General features: G+C 41.4%; 14 protein-coding genes. 6 read left to right on the top strand and 8 right to left on the bottom strand.

Annotated elements, in window-relative coordinates; genetic code table 11:
- Positions 1-52 precede the first annotated feature (52 nt).
- Together H6G92_RS11960 and ptsP are read left to right on the top strand one after the other, a co-directional pair.
- Positions 53-1,249, top strand: a complete 1,197-nt coding sequence (locus H6G92_RS11960) for a hypothetical protein (protein ID WP_190893905.1) — start codon at positions 53-55, stop codon at positions 1,247-1,249.
- Positions 1,250-1,315: 66 nt separating this feature from the next.
- Positions 1,316-3,835, top strand: coding sequence for a phosphoenolpyruvate--protein phosphotransferase (gene ptsP, locus H6G92_RS11955; protein WP_190893945.1), 2,520 nt, complete (start codon positions 1,316-1,318; stop codon positions 3,833-3,835).
- Between the two features lie 100 nt (positions 3,836-3,935).
- Here ptsP and H6G92_RS11950 read toward each other — a convergent pair whose 3' ends face one another.
- Positions 3,936-4,325 (bottom strand): hypothetical protein, encoded by a 390-nt coding sequence (locus H6G92_RS11950; protein WP_190893904.1) that lies wholly within the window; start codon positions 4,323-4,325, stop codon positions 3,936-3,938.
- A gap of 121 nt (positions 4,326-4,446) precedes the next feature.
- On the opposite strand from H6G92_RS11950, the gene H6G92_RS11945 reads away from it, so the two are divergent.
- On the top strand, positions 4,447-4,869 hold the full coding sequence (locus tag H6G92_RS11945; protein WP_190893903.1) for a hypothetical protein: 423 nt from the start codon (positions 4,447-4,449) through the stop codon (positions 4,867-4,869).
- Between the two features lie 49 nt (positions 4,870-4,918).
- Here H6G92_RS11945 and H6G92_RS11940 read toward each other — a convergent pair whose 3' ends face one another.
- Together H6G92_RS11940 and H6G92_RS11935 are read right to left on the bottom strand one after the other, a co-directional pair.
- Complete coding sequence (locus H6G92_RS11940; RefSeq protein WP_190893902.1) at positions 4,919-5,215, bottom strand: hypothetical protein; 297 nt, start codon at positions 5,213-5,215, stop codon at positions 4,919-4,921.
- A 294-nt stretch (positions 5,216-5,509) separates the two neighbouring features.
- The gene (locus H6G92_RS11935) at positions 5,510-7,591 is read right to left on the bottom strand and encodes a TonB-dependent receptor plug domain-containing protein (protein WP_190893901.1); all 2,082 of its coding nucleotides are present in this window, start codon (positions 7,589-7,591) and stop codon (positions 5,510-5,512) included.
- Positions 7,592-8,170: 579 nt separating this feature from the next.
- On the opposite strand from H6G92_RS11935, the gene glgX reads away from it, so the two are divergent.
- Together glgX and H6G92_RS11925 are read left to right on the top strand one after the other, a co-directional pair.
- Positions 8,171-10,297, top strand: coding sequence for a glycogen debranching protein GlgX (gene glgX, locus H6G92_RS11930; protein ID WP_190893900.1), 2,127 nt, complete (start codon positions 8,171-8,173; stop codon positions 10,295-10,297).
- 188 nt (positions 10,298-10,485) lie between these two features.
- Positions 10,486-11,112: a Uma2 family endonuclease gene (locus H6G92_RS11925; RefSeq protein ID WP_190893899.1), complete on the top strand. Its 627-nt coding sequence runs from the start codon at positions 10,486-10,488 to the stop codon at positions 11,110-11,112.
- Positions 11,113-11,123: 11 nt separating this feature from the next.
- Here the strand turns inward: H6G92_RS11925 and H6G92_RS39355 are convergent, their stop codons facing one another.
- The 5 genes from H6G92_RS39355 to H6G92_RS11905 all read right to left on the bottom strand — a co-directional run bounded on the left by H6G92_RS39355 (position 11,124) and on the right by H6G92_RS11905 (position 14,675).
- Entirely contained in the window at positions 11,124-11,459 is a 336-nt protein-coding gene (locus H6G92_RS39355; protein WP_242059099.1) for a tetratricopeptide repeat protein, read from the bottom strand.
- Entirely contained in the window at positions 11,446-11,679 is a 234-nt protein-coding gene (locus H6G92_RS39350; RefSeq protein ID WP_242059098.1) for a tetratricopeptide repeat protein, read from the bottom strand. The genes H6G92_RS39355 and H6G92_RS39350 overlap by 14 nt, the downstream gene beginning before the upstream one ends.
- Before the next feature lie 307 nt (positions 11,680-11,986).
- Positions 11,987-12,322 (bottom strand): cytochrome c6 PetJ, encoded by a 336-nt coding sequence (petJ, locus tag H6G92_RS11915; protein WP_190893944.1) that lies wholly within the window; start codon positions 12,320-12,322, stop codon positions 11,987-11,989.
- A gap of 318 nt (positions 12,323-12,640) precedes the next feature.
- Positions 12,641-13,135 (bottom strand): GNAT family N-acetyltransferase, encoded by a 495-nt coding sequence (locus H6G92_RS11910; RefSeq protein WP_190893898.1) that lies wholly within the window; start codon positions 13,133-13,135, stop codon positions 12,641-12,643.
- 367 nt (positions 13,136-13,502) lie between these two features.
- Positions 13,503-14,675 (bottom strand): RpoD/SigA family RNA polymerase sigma factor, encoded by a 1,173-nt coding sequence (locus tag H6G92_RS11905; RefSeq protein ID WP_190893897.1) that lies wholly within the window; start codon positions 14,673-14,675, stop codon positions 13,503-13,505.
- Between the two features lie 830 nt (positions 14,676-15,505).
- On the opposite strand from H6G92_RS11905, the gene priA reads away from it, so the two are divergent.
- Positions 15,506-18,055, top strand: coding sequence for a primosomal protein N' (priA, locus tag H6G92_RS11900; protein ID WP_190893896.1), 2,550 nt, complete (start codon positions 15,506-15,508; stop codon positions 18,053-18,055).
- Positions 18,056-18,088: the final 33 nt, after the last annotated feature.

The raw sequence follows: 18,088 nt of genomic DNA, 5'->3' as shown, positions 1-18,088 counted from the left end.
CATTAAATGGTATTACACCTAATAGTGTCAATTCTAACTAAATAAAATACGGATGAATACTGTAATCAATTTATTGCTTTTTTTGCTGCCAATTCTGAGTAGCCTTTTGATTGCCCAAACTTTCAGCCCTCTATCTTCTTATCAGCCTCTCCAAACTATAGATGGGGCAGCTTTATATAAAAAACAATTAACAAATGGTAACGAAGCATATTTACAAGTTATTGAGCTGGGCAAAATGCAGATAGACCAAATTACCGGAGAGGTAGATAATATGGGTCTAAATGAGGGTAAATATTATAAAGGAGAAGGTGGACATTACAGCCCTTTTTTCAAAAATAAGTTGTTTTCTGAAGTTGCAGACGAATATAAAAAACTTTACGCAAACAACGTTTTCTCAATAATTAATTGTTCTTTTTTTGAGCAATACCAATCTAGTACTCAATTATCCTTTCCAATTAAACTCAATGGTGTAGTCATCAGTGGCGGCAATAGTCCTTATGGCCCAATCAAGGAACCAAAAGATAAATTTTATAGTAATATTCGCCTCAAGACCTTAGTCTGGGATAGCAAGCAGGCATACATTACAGATTACAACCAGGTTAGCGGTGCGCCTCTTAACCAAAAAGCAGTGAAGAATGCAATCGTCACTTACCGATACAGCGATCATCCGGCGAAAGTATTAGCCCAAAACCAAGTGAATAAGTATCAAATAATCGGTACTTTGAACAAAGATGGTGTTAAAGGTGACGAGCTTTTGTTGATTATGACGGTGAACCAAACAACTCTGGATGAAGCAGCCGATTTATTACGTAAATTAGGAGTCAAAGGAGATATTATTACTGTTGACGGCGGCAGATCAACTTATTTATTCAATTCCCAAAACGGAAACATTATTGTTCCCCAACTATCTAATCTGCAAGAAAATCCTACTTTTCGATACCTACCTCATTATCTGGGATTCCGTAAGAAAAGCAAAAATCAGGTTGCACCAAAAATCTTGATCAGTCAGCCAGCGAAGAAAGTACTTCCAAAGAAGGATCAGCCTTATTTAATATTGTGGCAGGATAATTTTGACGGCGATGTCTCGATTAAGTTGTACGATGGGAACAAACTTATCCAAAACATTTCTACCCGTACTGCTAGCGATGGAGTTTATGAGTGGAGACCACGTATTTCCGTAACAGAAGGCTATTTTATTCGTATTTCTAGCTGGAAAGACCGGAAGATTTTCGGGCAGTTGCAATTGTAGCAGAATGGGAAAATGAAATGGATAACTAGCTAACGCAAACCTCTCAACAAGGTTGACGGTGTGGCAGTGATCGGAATTGTTATCGTTTCTCACAGTAAACAACTAGCTCTGGGTGTGCGGGAACTCGCCGCGCAAATGGTTCAGGGCCAAGTCCCTATCGCGGTTGCAGCAGGTATTGAAGATCAGGAAAATCCATTGGGTACAGATCCCATCCAGGTTTATGAAGCGATCGCTTCTGTTTTCTCTGATGATGGTGTCTTAGTGTTAATGGATTTGGGTAGTGCTTTGCTGAGTGCAGAAATGGCAATCGAGTTTTTACCAGAAGCACAGCAGCAAAAAGTGTATTTGTGTGAAGCACCTCTAGTAGAAGGCGCGATCGCTGCTGTGGTAGCTGCTGCTCTTGGTAGAGATATTCACCAAGTTATGGCGGAAGCACGCGGCGCACTCCAAGCAAAAGCAACTCAACTGGGTGTAGTTAGTCGGCCGTTGTCACTTGCCAGTCACAACACCCCAACAATAACCAATGTAGAATCACCAACCCAAGAAATCCGGCTGATTGTGAGCAATCGCTTAGGATTACACGCTCGTCCCGCAGCGCAGTTTGTCGCAACCGCAGCCAAGTTTCAATCTCAAATTTTAGTACGAAATTTAACGAGAAATACTGATCTAGTTAGGGGTGACAGTATTAACCAAGTCACAACTTTAGGGGTGCGTCAAGGACACGAACTCGTAATTACTGCCACTGGTTCTGATGCAGATGAGGCGCTGACGGCATTACAGGCATTATTTGCAAATAACTTTGGTGAAGATAATGTTGCTTTGAATTCTCCGCCAGCATTTCACCATGAAGTTACACCAGCAACTCACGGCGAACTTTCGGGAATTGCAGCTTCTGCTGGAGTAGCGATCGCACCTGTTGTTCATTATCAACCCACCCACATCTCGATTACGGAATACCACGTAGATGAACCTGATGCCCAGTGGCAACGATTACAAGCAGCAATCCACACAGCCAGACAAGAAATTCAAGCAGTATTCTCACAAGCATCTCTGCAAATTGGTGACGCTGAAGCCGCCATCTTCGATGCCCAATTACTATTTTTAGAAGATCCAGTTTTGCTAGAAGCGGCTAAAAAACGCATTTTAGAAAACCATATAAATGCTGAAGCCGCTTGGCAAGCCGTAGTCGATGAAGTAGCGGCTTCCTACCGTACACTTGAGGATTCTTACCTGCAAGAGCGAGTTGACGATGTTGTGGATGTCGGGCAAAGGGTACTGCGATTACTAGCTGGGAATGCTGCGCCTAACCTGCATCTTGAGGAACCGGCGATTTTAGTAGCGACAGATTTAACTCCCTCAGATACCGCTAGATTAGATCCGACAAAGGTGTTGGGTATTTGTACAACTTCAGGTAGTGCCACTTCTCACAGCGCAATTATCGCCCGGACATTGGGTATTCCCGCAGTTTTGGGAGTAGATGCCCAGGTGTTGCACTTGGCAGATGGTACACTTATGGCACTTGATGGTGAAAGTGGCAGAGCCTGGGTAGAACCAGAATCACATATCCTGGATTTACTAGCAGCAAAGCAGTCAGCTTGGCAAACTGCTCAACAGGAAGCACGAGCTACAGCACACCAGCCAGCAATTACTCGTGATGGTCGGCAAATTGGCGTTTTTGCCAATATTGGGAGTATAAGTGATGTACAAGTTGCGGTGGCTAGCGGTGCAGAAGGAGTGGGGCTACTCCGCACAGAGTTTCTCTATCTAGATAGGACAAGCGCCCCCACTGAAGAAGAACAACTAGAAGTGTATCAGGCGATCGCCCAAGTTTTAGATAATCGTCCGTTGATTATTCGTACTCTAGATGTCGGTGGTGATAAGCCACTTCCTTATCTGAGAGTAGGGTTTCCAGAAGCTAACCCTTTCTTAGGCTGGCGGGGAATTCGTTTCTGTTTAGATCATCTAGATTTGTTCAAAACTCAGTTACGGGCAATTTTGAGAGCTAGTGTCGGACACCAAATTAAGATCATGTTGCCGATGATTGCCAGTGTAACTGAGGTACGTGCAGCTAAGGTAATTTTGGGTGAAGTGCAAGCTGAATTAAATCAAGCTGGTATTTCCTTTGATGCAGCTATGAAAGTAGGAATTATGGTAGAGGTTCCGGCAGCAGTAGCGATCGCAGATCAGTTAGCAGCTGAAGTAGACTTCTTTAGTATAGGGACTAATGATCTGAGTCAGTATGTCATGGCTAGCGATCGCACTAATCCCCGCGTGGCAAATTTGGTTGATGCACTACACCCAGCAGTATTGCGAATGGTGCAGCAAGCTATTCAAGCTGCCCATGCGGCGGGTATTTCGGTAGGATTATGTGGAGAATTGGCAGCAGATACTTTAGCAACACCAATTTTATTAGGTTTAGGACTGGATGAATTGAGCGTGAATCCTCAAGCCATAGCTGGAGTGAAACAAGCGATCACTCGGTTAAGTATAGTTGAGAGTGAAGCGATCGCGGCATCAGCATTACAGCAAGATTCCGCAGAGTATGTCAGAGAAATAATCTTAACTTCAATTATTCCCCCTGCATAATATTAATTGGTAATTGATATCCATAATTGAATTAGTTGTAGATTTAGAACACAACTAATTCAAGATCACCAATAATTACGAATTACGAATTACGAATTAGTTAAAATCTTATTCCCAGTTGCCCGTTAAAGCCACGAATAGAATTGTAACCAGCACCAACAAAAACATTATCAGTAGCACCTACCTGAACGCCACCTGAAACTGCAACACCTTTATCCTCTGAATAAAGTCCAACTCCTACATAAGGTGAAATGACAGGCAAACTGATAAATCTTAAAACATCTACTCCCGTAGAACCATCAGGGCCAGTTCCTACCTCAACCCCGAAATCCAAAGCCCTAGCTCCCACAGCATAAGTTATATCACCATCTTTTCCACCGACTGAAACCCAAGGTTGCGGTATAAGTTGAGCCGATGCTTTACTTGGGGCAAAAAAAGCTAACAAACCTATAGTTGTAAGTAATGTTTGAGTAATAATCGCTACTTTCATGTTGCTCTCCTCCACTAACTGCTGCATCTTAATTGTTTTCTCACACTACCCTTGGTTCAGCACTACTGTTAACTAGGGTTTGTCCATGATGCCTAATCGTGACGGATTGAAGCTCATTTGAGTGCCCGATGAGTGCAAGTATTATTTCATTTATGTAATATTAGTTACCAAGGGACGGATTAAACAAAGAAAAAAGAAGAAGTCAAATCTAAGCCCCGCACTGACTGCGAGCGATTTTCAGATTGTCGCCTTAGTAAGAGGGAAGGGGGAAGCGATCGCCCAACAAGCAAATGTAGTCGCCCAACAAGCAAATGCGATCGCCCAACAAGCAAATGCTGTCGCCAAACAAGCAAATGTAGCCGCCCAACAAGCAAATGCTGTCGCCAAACAAGCAAATGCGATCGCCGAACAAGCAAATGCGATCGCCAAACAAGCAAATGCGATCGCCAAACAAGCAAATGTGATCGCCAAACAAGCAAATGCGATCGCCAAACAAGCAAATAGCGAATGTGATTGTTGCCCTTATTTAATTATTAAAAATTGATGATTTATAATCTAAGCTGAAACTCTAATTGATCCTCGCGGCAGCAACGCTACTCAAAAGTGGACACATCTCGCAGCAAACTAGGAATTTCCCCTTGAGATAAAGGAAACTCCAGCAAAGTTTCTCTAAGTCCCAAATACCCAGATTCAGCAAACGACAAAAGCATTCGTGAAAGCGCTAGCCAAACCTCCGATTCGTATTCCCAATCACGATAACGCGAAGCTTTACCAGCAATTGAACGTAGCGCCCAGAAATAAGAGTTTCGCACCACCGAACCACCCTTCTTAAACTCTGGTAAATCTTCATGATGAATAAAAAGCACTTTATTTTCAATTTTGGCTCTCATAGCAATTTTGAATTTTAGATTTCGGATTAAAAGTAAATTTTAAATAGGGTGCCTTACAATCCGTTTCAGTTAAGGTTTTTGATTAATTATTTATTGTAGAGACGGCGATTCATCGCGTCTCTTGCCTTAACCGTAGGGTTCGTTACGACTTTAACCTAACGCACCATGTTGTATCATCGCGGTACCTCGTCTTTACCAAAAAGCTCCTCTTTATCTCTGTATTCTCTGCCCCTCTGTGGTTCAATAAATAACTTTTAAACCGCAGAGGCACAGAGAACGCAGAGATTTTACCACCTAAAAACTGGCATTTAAACCCACACGAAAAGTGAATCCAGGGCTATAGATGCGATTAACTCGCTCATATTGCTCACCCAGTAGATTTTCTAAGTAAACTGTCAATCCTACATTGCTAGTTACAGGTACACGACCGCTCAAATCTAAATTTACGAAAGATGGGGCAAAATCTGTAATCGTGTCACCAGGGTTTGTAAAGAAGGCTCTGCGAGTGCCACTGTTGTAGGTAACATACAAATTAGCCTGCCAACCTGAATTTTGATAACCCACGCCAGTTTGCAGTACAGAGTAGGGAATTAAACCTAACTGTAAACCTCTCTCTGAGCCTGTTTTTATTTCAGCATCTGTATAAGTGTAGTTGAGGAAAGTTGACCAGCCATCTGCAATTCTTAATTGCAATGCAACCTCTAAACCATTGGTATCTACTAGTCCAATGTTTTCCCATCTTCCGGCGATGACTCCCAAGCGATCGCCTATACTACTACCAAAGTAAGTAAACTGTCCAATCAGATTTTGAGAAAAATTGACATCTACTCCCGCACTCCAAGTAGAACCAGTTTCCGGTCTTAAATCAGGATTAGGTTCCCAACCATGAACTGTATCATAAACATACAACTGATCTAACCCAGGATTGCGTTGTGCCCCTGCCCAACTTCCCCGCACTGCTATTATTGGTGTGACGGCATAACGTAACCCAACACTAGGATTGAGATAATTTCCAAACTGGCTGTCAAAGCTTTGCCTTAGTCCTAAATCTATCAGGAAATCATCGCTAATATTCCAAGTATTCACAGCAAATAAAGCTGTATTGAACAAACTCCTATCTTCAGTTTCATTATTGGCAATCCTAGTAGGATTTGTACTTAAAACATCACCAGTTAAATCGGTGTTTTTTAAATCTAATCCCCAGCGCAATTTATTATTGGAAGTAACTTTCCACTCATGATCTACCCTGGCTGTAAGTTGTTGGGTATCTAAAGTTCCTGTACGGTAAAATTCTCCTGTAGGGCCATAGGTGCTGAAATAATTTTGGTTATAACCAATAGAGGTTGTAAGATTGGAACTTTCCCCATTACCTAGTCGAGTTTTCCAGGATAAGCCAACATTTAAACCATCATGGTCTAATCTATCTCTTTGCAGAGGGAAACCGAAATAAATTAAGCCGCGACGACTGCTGAGTGCAGTAACATCTAAATTCAAAGAATTTTTTTTATCTAAATCTAGCCCAATGCTACCAAAGTAAGTACTTGTAGCTGTATCTGCATTTGATAAAAATCCCTGTTCATCACGATTAGCTGCACCTACAGGGACGCGGTAACGGTTATCTATAAAGAATCTTTCAAAGCTGAAGTTGTACTTTACATTATCAGATGAACCACCATAGGTTACTTGTTGATTATTTAAACTTAATGAGCCAAATTCTGCACTAGCGCTCAATTTAGGTTTGCCATAACCTTCCTTGGTGATGATATTCACAACTCCCCCAAAGGCTGAAGAACCATATAATGCGGAAGCTGTACCGCTATATAATTCCACTCGCTCAATAGCCTCTACAGGAATGCTATTTAAGTCAGTTCCACCATGATAAATATTGACATTATTGTTAATTGGTCTACCATTAATCAAAAATACAGACTGATTAACTGAGGCTCCCCGGTAATATGTACCTGTGTGAATATCTGCCCCATGCCCTACATCATTGATCGCAAAACCAGGCATTCTTTTCAAAATATCAGCTAAACTTGTAGCGCCCTGCTTTTGAATTTCTTCTTTATCAATTACGTAAGTTGGTGTAGATTGAGGTAGATTGTCTGGTTCTGCGATCGCTTCTATGGAAATGTCTGCATCATCTGTATAATCTGGCTCTGTTTCTGGGTCAATTTCCCTCGGTGCAGATTGTTGAGTTAATAAGTTGGCATTAATAGCGGGTAGCTCGATTTCACTCAAACTCGGAATATCTGAAATGACTTCGGTTAATTTATCAGTATTTCTCTGTTTAATTTCACTCTCAGCAGCAAAGCCAGGAAAGGCTATCAGTAAACTCGGTAAAGCAACTGTTAGCAACAAAAAATCCTTTTTCACGTTCTCTTTCACACCAAGTAAAAACAGTCACTACGTAGTATTGTTGCTGTAATAGTAAAATCGTGTCAAAAGACACGCTGTCATATTTCTACAATTCAGAGAGACTGTTGGTCAATTCACTATGGGTTAAACTCTAAAGTGTCTGCATTTGAAGAAGTCAGGAGGGAATGACCCTGGATGTTTGGAGCTACGTAAAAAGCTATAAGATAACGCAACAGTGAGGTTTTTGAACTCTTGCTTTTTAGCGTTGGCGCAGCCAGCACTTCTCTACAAGATGCTGCGCAAACGGCAGAGCTACTTTACCACCGTAGGCATCGCTTTACTGAAGCAAATCGCGTAGGTGTAGCAGACAGGGCGGTTTTTCTCTCGCCTCTTGCTCTCTGCCTCAATTATTCCTACTTAAGGAATAGAGATTTCTATTACTACTGATAGAACAAAGAATATTATTTACTAAGTTATACTTTAACGTTAGTGATTTTAAGGAATTATTAGTAACTTTAAATTTTAACTAAATTATTAATTATTCAAAAAAATCGAAGTTGATTATTTGCCGAAAAAGTAATTATTGAAAATTTACTTATGTATATAGCTTTATGGCCAGGGAATGTATATCCTTTAGGCGCAACTTGGGATGGTAAAGGGACAAACTTTGCTTTATTTTCAGAAAATGCAACAGGGGTAGAGCTTTGTTTATTTGATAACGATGACGAAGAAATCCGTTTGCCTTTGACAGAAAAAAACAATTTTGTTTGGCATGGTTACTTACCAGGAGTGGGCCCCGGTCAAAAATATGGATTTAGAGTGCATGGGATGTGGGCACCGGAAGTAGGTCATCGATTTAATCCAAACAAACTATTAATTGATCCCTACGCTAAGGCAATTGACGGTGAGTTTAGTAACGATCCATCTGTCTTTGGTTATTCTCTAGATGCTCCAGAAAAAGACTTAGTTTTTTCTGAACTAGATGATGCCAAAATAATGCCCAAGTGTGTTGTGGTCGATCAATCTTTTGATTGGGAAGGCGATAAACTGCTTGCTACACCCTGGCATACAACTGTTATTTATGAAACTCACGTAAAAGGTTTTACTAAACTACATCCAGCTATTCCAGAAGAGTTGCGTGGCACTTATGCCGGGTTGGCGCATCCTGCTGCAATTCAACACTTACAGCAACTAGGAATTACAGCAGTTGAGTTGATGCCAATACATCACTTTCTATCTCATCCAGGACATTTAGAAGAAAAAGGATTAACAAATTACTGGGGCTACGATTCCATCAACTATTTTGCCCCCTATTCTAGTTACAGTGCTAGTGGAACTGTGGGTCAACAAGTCACCGAATTCAAGCAAATGGTCAAGGCACTACATGTTGCCGGAATTGAAGTGATCTTAGATGTAGTCTACAACCACACTGGCGAAGGAAATCATTTCGGGCCAACGCTATCTTTGCGAGGTATTGATAATTCTGTATATTACCGTTTGGTAAAGGATGATCCTCGTTACTATATGGATTTTACAGGCTGCGGTAACTCTCTGAATGTGCGTCATGCTCAAGTTCTGAAGTTAATTATGGATAGCCTGCGCTATTGGGTAACAGAAATGCATGTAGATGGCTTCCGATTTGATTTGGCCTCGGCGCTGGCGCGGGAATTATATGAGGTAGATAACCTATCAGCTTTCTTTGATATTATTCATCAAGACCCAATCTTGGCAGATGTAAAGCTCATTGCTGAACCTTGGGACTTAGGAGAAGGCGGCTATCAAGTCGGGAATTTTCCACTGCGTTGGTCTGAGTGGAATGGAAGATATCGGGATACAGTACGAGATTTTTGGCGTGGTGCAGATGATAGTTTAGGACAGTTTGCTTACTGTTTTACCGGTAGCCCTGACTTGTATCAAACAAACGGGCGCAACCCAAATGCAAGTATTAATTTCATCACTGCTCATGATGGTTTTACGTTAAATGATTTAGTCAGCTACAACGAAAAGCATAATGAGGCAAACGGGGAAGACAATAGAGATGGAGAAAGCCATAATAGATCATGGAATTGTGGTGTAGAAGGCGAAACCGACGATGTAGAAGTACTGCGTTTGCGCGAACGACAACGACGAAACTTTTTAGCAACTCTAATGCTATCTCAAGGTGTCCCAATGCTATTAGAGGGAGATGAAATTGGCTGTAGCCAAAAGGGAAATAATAATGTCTACTGCCAAGACAATGAGATTTCCTGGCGGCATTGGGATTTGCAAAAAGCAAACGCGGATTTACTAGACTTTACCCGTGAACTAATTAATTTTCGCCATCAACATCCAGTATTCCGCCGACGTAAGTGGTTTCAAGGTCGCCCCATCCATGGTTTAGGCATTAATGATATTGCTTGGTTTAATTCTGATGGCAGTGAAATGACTGAAAAGCAGTGGCTAGTTAGTTATGCCAAAGTAATGGAGATTTTTTTGAATGGGCAAGGAATTTCCACTCCAGGAACTCGTGGTGAGCGGATTATTGATGAAAGTTTTCTGCTATTTTTTAACGCTCACTACGAGTTAATTGAGTTTGCTTTACCCAATGAATTTAAAGAAAAGGTATGGGAGATAGTAATTGACACTAATGAACCTCGCTTTTTAGATCGGGGGAAATTAGTTTCAGGCTCTCAAACTGTGCCAGTCACAGATCGCTCTCTGATGCTATTACGTCTTATGAGTTAAAAGTAATATCAGAAAAAGATGCTCAAATGTTTACCGCATCTCTGTAGGTGCGGTAAATTTTTAATATTGATCCTACATTTTCCGGGGAATAAGCCTCATATCAAAGTCATCTCTATTTTTTCCGTAAGCACAATCCCGGCTAAAGTACGCTCTATAATCGTTAGCATTGAGATAAATGGCAATAATTTATGATTCAAGCCTTACGCAAAGTAGTTACATTCGATGAATTTGTTGCTAAATATCCTGACAACACAGGAAAACATTATGAATTGCATGATGGAGTAATTGTAGAGATGCCGCAGCCTACTGGCGACCATGAAGAGATCATTGTATTTTTAGTCCAGCAATTTCTTCTAGAATATAGTCGCATCGGTCTACGCTACGGCATCCCGAAAACAGTATTAGTCAAACCGCCTGAAAGTGAATCGGCTTACTCGCCAGATGTACTGATATTAAATCTCCCTAATTTGGTAAATGAACCTGTGTGGAAAAAAGAATCTACTGTAAGCCAAGCGGAATCAATACCCTTAGTAGTTGAGGTAGTGAGTAGCAATTGGCGTGATGATTATTTAAAAAAAGCTGCTGACTATGAAGCTGTAGGCATTCCAGAATACTGGATTGTAGACTATGCGGCTTTAGGCGGTAGGCGGTTTATTGGCAACCCTAAACAACCAACTGTCTCGCTGTACACCTTAATTGAGGGAGAATACCAAGTTAGCCAGTTTCGAGGTAGCGATCGCATTATCTCACCTCTTTTCCCTGAATTAAACTTAACTCCCGAACAGATATTTCAAGCTGGTGGATACCCTGTATAGTCTTTGCAATATTACAAAAGAGCGATTTCCGTTACAGACGAAATTTGTTGTCGCAAACTCTTCAGCAAATCTAGAGTTTTTTCGTAAGCAACTCTCTTTCCTTGATTGTCAAAGTACTCAGATGCTTTTTGTAAATCAGACATTGCATCTAAATGATATCCTAAGCGATAGTGAGCTACTCCCCGATTAACGTAAGCCTGGGCATTACTGGGGTTAAGTCTAATAACTTGGAAAAAATCACGCACTGCACCAAAGTCATCTCCGTTTTGTCCGCAAGCACAAGCCCGGTTAAAGTAAGCTCTATAATCGTTAGCATTGAGACGAATTGCTAGATTAAAGTCGAGCATCGCAGCTTGGATATCTTGCAAGACAAAATGCGCCAAACCCCGGTTCAAAGTTATCAGGTGCAAAATTTATAGCTTGAGTACAATCTGTAACACCTTGATGGTAATCTTGTAATTGCAGATAAGCCAGACAGCGATCGCTATAAGCTACAGCAAAATCTTTTTCAAGTTCAATCGCCTGATTGAAATTCTCTATTCCTTCCTGGTAATTACCCCGCTGCATCTTAACTACACCCAATCCCAAGAAGTCACTCGCTGTAATTTTGGTAATTCAAATAGGTGAGGAAGATGGAGATAAAGTCCACAAACTCAGAGGTAAAGCAACAATTAAACTGAGAAATAATCGCCAGAAATTACTCATAGTACCAAATTAGGATAAGTAGTATTATTTGATGTTTTTGGAACAGTCTTTTTGTCAAGACTCTAAATCCAAAATTGGTATAAGCATTCTATTTGACAATTTCGGCAACCTTAAAATTAGCGGGAGAAAAAGTCCCGCTAATTGTTAATTATTGAAGTTATATTTTAGTTTACTTCCAGTCCTTATCTGCTTGTGAAAGCACATAAGCAGTTACATCTTCAATCTGGTTAGATTTTAAACGACTGCCAAAAGCAGGCATAGCATTTTTACCTTTTGTAACTTGGGCGATAATCGCCTCTGCTGAGTACATACCATACTTTTCTAAAGCGTCCTTTTTCAGGTTCTTCGGAGCTTGAACCAGATTTTTACCCCCTGCATGACAAGAGGCACAATTAGCACTAAATACTTTAGCTCCACTAACAGCATCTCCTGCCAAAGCTGGACTACTGAAGGCAAAGGTGAAGATTGCTATGCCTAACAGCATCACTGTAATAATTTTTTTCATTTCATGTTCTCTCTGCAATAACGGCTTATTCGCTGCAATATCCTCCATAATTGTCAGTTGAGCCGCTGCTATAGTCAAATGACAAGCTGTCAAACTTCGCTCTCAAGTTTGAGATTTTGAATATTCGAGGTTTTAAATTTAGGATTGTTAGCACAGAACGATGTCTGACGATAAACTGCTTTAAATCTACGCTCATAATGAAAATGTAAATTTATACAAAATTTAATATTTTGTATGCAATAAATAATGGGCGTTTAAGGATGAAATATTCAAGATGAAAATTGTCCTGCTTCATCCTTGATATTCATCCTTTGTTATTTAGTTAACAGCCCCTAAGCGAGTAAGCGCATCTTCTGTAACACGACAAATGCGCCAATCATCTAATATAGATGCTCCCATACTCCGGTAAAATTTTTGGGCTGATTCGTTCCAATCCAACACACTCCACTCTAACCGCCCACAATCACGTTCTACAGCTATCTGAGCTACTTTACTAAGGAGAGCCTTTCCAATACCTTGCCTGCGATATTCTGGTAAAACAAATAAGTCTTCCAGATAAATTCCTGGCTTAGTTAGAAATGTTGAATAATTATGAAAAAATAGGGCAAAACCAACAGCTTGACCCGCAGATTCTGCTAAAACCGCTTCTATATATCTCCGGGAACCAAATAAATGCTCCTTAAGTTCGAGAGCATTGCCGGTGACAGCGTGAGATAATTTTTCATATTCAGCCAGCCCCTGAATTAATTTAAACAGTACGCTGTAATCAGTTGGTTCAGCAAAACGCACAATCAAATTGCTACGCGAAGTCATTAGTATATAGTCTATAGTTCCTAGTCCATAGTCTATAGGCAACTGTGCAAGTTTTTTTGACTAATGACTAAAGAAAAGCCGAAAAAAGGTACAAAACGCCAGGTTTTTGCAATTTGCGATAGGTGAAGCTCAAGAAATATGCAGATACAAGCTCGCTTTCATTCGTTAGCAATGTGGATTTAATAAAGAGCAAGTTTTGTAGGGTGTATTATCGCCAAGAGTACGGCACCATTCCGAATTTTAGGTGCGTTATGACAAATGCCTGTAACACACCCTACAAGATTTAAAGTTTTGCACTTTATTTGAACCATGTTTGTGAATGGAGCTAATTAGGTCAGGTATTGCATCTCTATCTTCGTAAATGTAATTAAATCAACCAACCTTTTAAACGTTTAGCTATGTGGGGACGGCGCAATTTCCGCATGGCTTTGCTTTGAATTTGTCGCACTCGCTCACGAGAAAGATTGAACATGTTGCCAACTTCTTCTAAGGTACAAGGTTCGCTGGTTGTCAAACCATACCGCAGAGAAATCACATCTTTCTCCCTTGGAGTTAACACGTCACCCAAGACTTCCCATATCTCCTGACGCATCATGTTTTCATTCATTTTTGCTTCTGGAGACAAGTTATCTTCATCTTCTAGCAAATCCATCAATTCCGTGTCTTCTTCTTTACCGACGCGGTGGTTTAGAGAAAGTGCTTGACGCCGTAGTTGTTGTAGCTGGCGTAGTTGTTGCACACTAATTTCTAAAGCTTCTGCCATTTCACCTTCAGTAGGATTGCGGCAAAGTTTTTGCTTGAGTTCTCGTTGTGCTTTTTTCAGCTTGTTAAGCTTTTCAACAATATGAATAGGTAGCCGAATTGTCCGTGCATCGTTAGCTATAGCCCTGGTAATCGCTTGTCTAATCCACCAATAGGCGTAAGTAGAAAACTTATATCCTTTATCTGGATCAAACTTTTCTGTAGCGCGATTTAAACCCATTGCTCCTTCCTGAATTAAATCCAGGAAAGGCACTCCCCGGTTCAGGTATCGTTTAGCAATAGAAACTACCAATCTCAAGTTCGAGCGAATCATTTTGCGTTTCGCTACTCTACCTTGATACAAGCGACTTTCTAATTGCTTTTCCGTCATTTCTAGCTCGGAAGCCACTTCTACCTTGCTGGGTTCTTGTCCCAGTTTTAATTGTAAAGCTGCTTGTAATTCCCTAACTTCCTCTAGAAACCTAACTCGCCGCGCTAACTCTACCTCTTCATCAGCTTTTAGAAGCGGATAACGTGCCATCTCTTTAAAAAACGCGCCGACAGCATCATCATGCTCGGTTTTGTTGTATCCCGAAGGACGGGCCGCAGCCATATCATCCCCGTCGCGTTCATCTGATTCCAGATTTTCTACTACAATTGGAGTCTCTTCATCAGCCACTGCTTCTAAAATATCGAGTGATGGTTCTTCAATATCAGCAGTATTCTCCAGTATTTCCATTTTTCCCAATTCAACAATATTCATAGTTTCCTTTAGGGATTGTTGTTTTGTTTGGTACATAAATTAGTTACAGTTACTCGTTTGAGGCTTGGTAGTTTTCCCTAAGGGACGAATGCACCCGTTTATATAGCGAAATACAGGCTGATGCTAATTTTTCTTTAGAAATAAAAATCGGCATCTACCTAATCTACCTACCACCTATGGGTTACAGTTAGATACAACCTTTAACGAAACTGGCCTTCGCACCCAACAAAACTTTCTTCTGAGGCTCCCAACAGATTATATTCTTCATTTTTTTCTTAATTTCCAAATATGTCAAACCCCCTCAAACTTTCTCAACCTTAACAAACATATAAATCTCAGCTAACCATCCAATTTTCTTAAACTTTCATATATTTTTCTAAATATTTTTAATGTTTAGACCTTGGAAGTGACTGGATAAATTTAAAACCTTCACTGGATAAATTTAAAACCTAGTGTTGGGGTTATGCATTCCCGATTTCAACTTACCCACATGAGACAAATTACAATAATGGCAGCTTAATTTCGAGATGTTCTTATTTGTATAAAAGCATCTCATATGCCGAAAGGGTTGAATATCTATCGATAGGCGGAAAAAGGCTACTCCCTATTTAGTAGATAGAGCAACTGTTGCAGAAAGGGCCGACATGCTTTTATTTGTATAGTGGGTACCAAATATTTATTGCATGTATAGTTGATACGAATTTGTCTAGTAGATTACATAAGAGGAAACTTATCAAGTATTATGAAGGATAACAGTATTGAGAATCACCATTTAAGTCTAAGAAAATAAAAAATTAGACTTTAGTTAGCTAGGTTATTTTTGACAAGCTATCTGAGGGAAATATCTAACTATAAAGTCAGCAAGTATGTATATTAATGACGTAAATTTATCTCCTTTATTAGTGGCCCAAGCTAGTGCATCGTACCAGTCAAGTGCAACTCTTAATAGGTGGGTTGAAGTACTGGTAGACTGTCCAGGAAGTACAGGACTATTTACTTATCGATTGCCAGCCCAGTTAGAAATAAAACCAGGGGATATTTTGAGCGTGCCATTTGGGGCACAACAATTAGGAGCGATCGCCATTCGGTTACTGGCACAACCAAATGTCGATTTAGCACCAGAAAAAATCCGGGAAGTAGAAGATATAGTGAGCGTTGGATTTTTCCCAAGTGCTTATTGGGAATTACTCAATCGAGTCGCTGCATATTACTATACGCCTCTAATTCAAGTAATCCGGGTTGCTCTGCCACCAGGGTTGCTGGGGCGATCGCAGCGTCGTATCCGCATCATTAAAGGCAGGAGGGCAGAGGGAAATAATTATTTACTTGCATCTCCCAATTCTGCCGCTTTTCTGACTCCAACTGCGCGACAAGTTTGGGAACTTTTGCAAGCACAGCCGGCGGGGGACTATAGTTTTGTCTACCTCCAGCAAAAAGTCAAATCTGCTTATCGGGGAATTCGGGAGTTGTTGCGATTCGGTTTAGTAGAAAGCTACTTAGAACCGCCACGACTAACTCGACCAAAGCTGCAAAAAGCAGTCACGCTCACAGGTACAATCGACCACGACTTAACTACTCGCCAACGAGAAATTTTGGAAGTGCTGCGGCGGCATAATGGAGAGTTGTGGCAAAATGAATTACTGCAAATTTGCAATGCTAGTTCCTCTATTCTCAAAACGTTGGCACAAAAAGGTTACATCGTCATCGAAGAACGGGAAGTATTGCGAACCGAACAGGGGCCAGCATTAGCAGGTGATGGGGCTAAATCCTTAACTGTTGCCCAAGCTAGCGCCTTAGCGACAATCCAGACACTAGATGGCTTTGCTGAAGTTTTGTTGCATGGGGTGACAGGTTCGGGAAAAACAGAAGTATATTTGCAAGCGATCGCACCTCTCCTCAATCAAGGCAAATCCGCCCTTGTTTTAGTCCCCGAAATTGGACTTACACCCCAGCTAACCGATCGTTTTCGCGCCCGTTTTGGTAATAAAGTCAGCGTCTATCACAGCGCCCTCTCCGATGGTGAACGTTACGACACTTGGCGACAAATGCTCGCAGGAGAACCCCAAGTTGTCATTGGTACGCGCAGTGCTGTTTTCGCCCCTTTGCCCAACTTGGGTTTAATTATTTTAGATGAAGAACACGACAGCAGCTTTAAGCAAGACTCACCCATACCCACCTACCACGCCCGCACCGTCGCCCAGTGGCGAGCCGAATTAGAAAGTTGCCCCTTGGTGTTGGGTTCCGCTACCCCTTCCTTGGAGAGTTGGGTAAGTGTGAGGAGGGAAGATAGCGCAGTGGTAGCGAGTCCGCGAGCCTCGGCACAAGACAGGAGTTATTACTTAAGTTTGCCCGAACGCATCAACTCCCGCCCTTTACCGCCCGTAGAGATAGTGGATATGCGGCAAGAGTTGCAGCAGGGAAATCGTTCTATATTTAGTAGATCGCTGCAAGAAGCTTTGCAACAGTTGCAAGAAAGAAAACAACAGGGAATTTTATTTATCCATCGCCGGGGACACAGTACTTTTGTATCTTGCCGCAGTTGTGGATATGTATTGGAATGTCCACACTGTGACGTGTCGCTGGCGTATCACCACACCGAAGAAAAAGCGCCGGAATTATTGCGCTGCCATTATTGTAACTATGCGCGATCGCATCCCAAATTCTGCCCCGATTGCAGTTCCCCTTATCTGAAATTTTTCGGTAGCGGTACTCAACGAGTAACGCAGGAACTAGCGCGACAATTCCCAGAGTTGCGCTTGATTCGTTTTGATAGCGATACCACCCGCAACAAAGGCTCACACCGGACTCTACTTACCCAATTTGCCAACGGCGAAGCAGATTTATTAGTAGGTACGCAAATGCTTACCAAAGGTTTGGATTTACCGCAGGTGACACTTGTGGGCGTTGTCGCCGCCGATGGATTGCTCAATTTATCAGATTATCGCGCCAGTGAACGGGCATTTCAAACCTTGACTCAAGTTGCTGGACGTGCTGGTAGAGGCGATGATCCGGGGAGAGTGATTGTGCAGACTTATACTACAGAGCATCAGGTAATTGCAGCAGTGCGATCGCACGATTATCACTCTTTCTCCCAAGCGGAATTAGAACAACGCCAAGCCCTCAATTATCCCCCATATGGGCGGTTAATTTTGTTGCGCTTAAGTAGTCTCGATCCTATTCAAGTGCAAAATACCGCGCAAATAATCGCCACAGCCTTGAGTACAGAAGAAGAATTTGAGATATTAGGCCCAGCGCCAGCAAGTATTTTACGGGTAGCTAATCGTTATCGCTGGCAGATATTGATTAAATTTGCCCCCGATGCATTGCCACAATTGCCAGATTGGGAACAAGTGCGATCGCTTTGTCCCCAATCTGTTAGTTTGACAATAGATGTAGACCCATTAAATATTATGTGAATTTTGGTTGAGCAAAAATACTTGAAACTAATA

It is taken from the genome of Nostoc foliaceum FACHB-393, from assembly GCF_014698505.1.
In the GTDB taxonomy this organism is placed as follows: Bacteria; Cyanobacteriota; Cyanobacteriia; order Cyanobacteriales; family Nostocaceae; genus Nostoc; species Nostoc foliaceum_A.
The sequence above is the reverse complement of the archived record's forward strand: the minus strand, read 5'-3'. Positions and strand labels throughout refer to the sequence as shown.

Bases quoted from the DNA above. Each gene is read 5' to 3' on its own strand.
- H6G92_RS11905 (WP_190893897.1), bottom strand. From the start codon at position 14,675: ATGTACCAAACAAAACAACAATCCCTAAAGGAAACTATGAATATTGTT.
- H6G92_RS11925 (WP_190893899.1), top strand. From the start codon at position 10,486: ATGATTCAAGCCTTACGCAAAGTAGTTACATTCGATGAATTTGTTGCT.
- H6G92_RS11940 (WP_190893902.1), bottom strand. From the start codon at position 5,215: ATGAGAGCCAAAATTGAAAATAAAGTGCTTTTTATTCATCATGAAGAT.
- H6G92_RS11950 (WP_190893904.1), bottom strand. From the start codon at position 4,325: ATGAAAGTAGCGATTATTACTCAAACATTACTTACAACTATAGGTTTG.
- petJ (WP_190893944.1), bottom strand. From the start codon at position 12,322: ATGAAAAAAATTATTACAGTGATGCTGTTAGGCATAGCAATCTTCACC.
- H6G92_RS39355 (WP_242059099.1), bottom strand. From the start codon at position 11,459: ATGCTCGACTTTAATCTAGCAATTCGTCTCAATGCTAACGATTATAGA.
- H6G92_RS11910 (WP_190893898.1), bottom strand. From the start codon at position 13,135: ATGACTTCGCGTAGCAATTTGATTGTGCGTTTTGCTGAACCAACTGAT.
- H6G92_RS11960 (WP_190893905.1), top strand. From the start codon at position 53: ATGAATACTGTAATCAATTTATTGCTTTTTTTGCTGCCAATTCTGAGT.
- H6G92_RS39350 (WP_242059098.1), bottom strand. From the start codon at position 11,679: ATGCAGCGGGGTAATTACCAGGAAGGAATAGAGAATTTCAATCAGGCG.
- glgX (WP_190893900.1), top strand. From the start codon at position 8,171: ATGTATATAGCTTTATGGCCAGGGAATGTATATCCTTTAGGCGCAACT.
- priA (WP_190893896.1), top strand. From the start codon at position 15,506: ATGTATATTAATGACGTAAATTTATCTCCTTTATTAGTGGCCCAAGCT.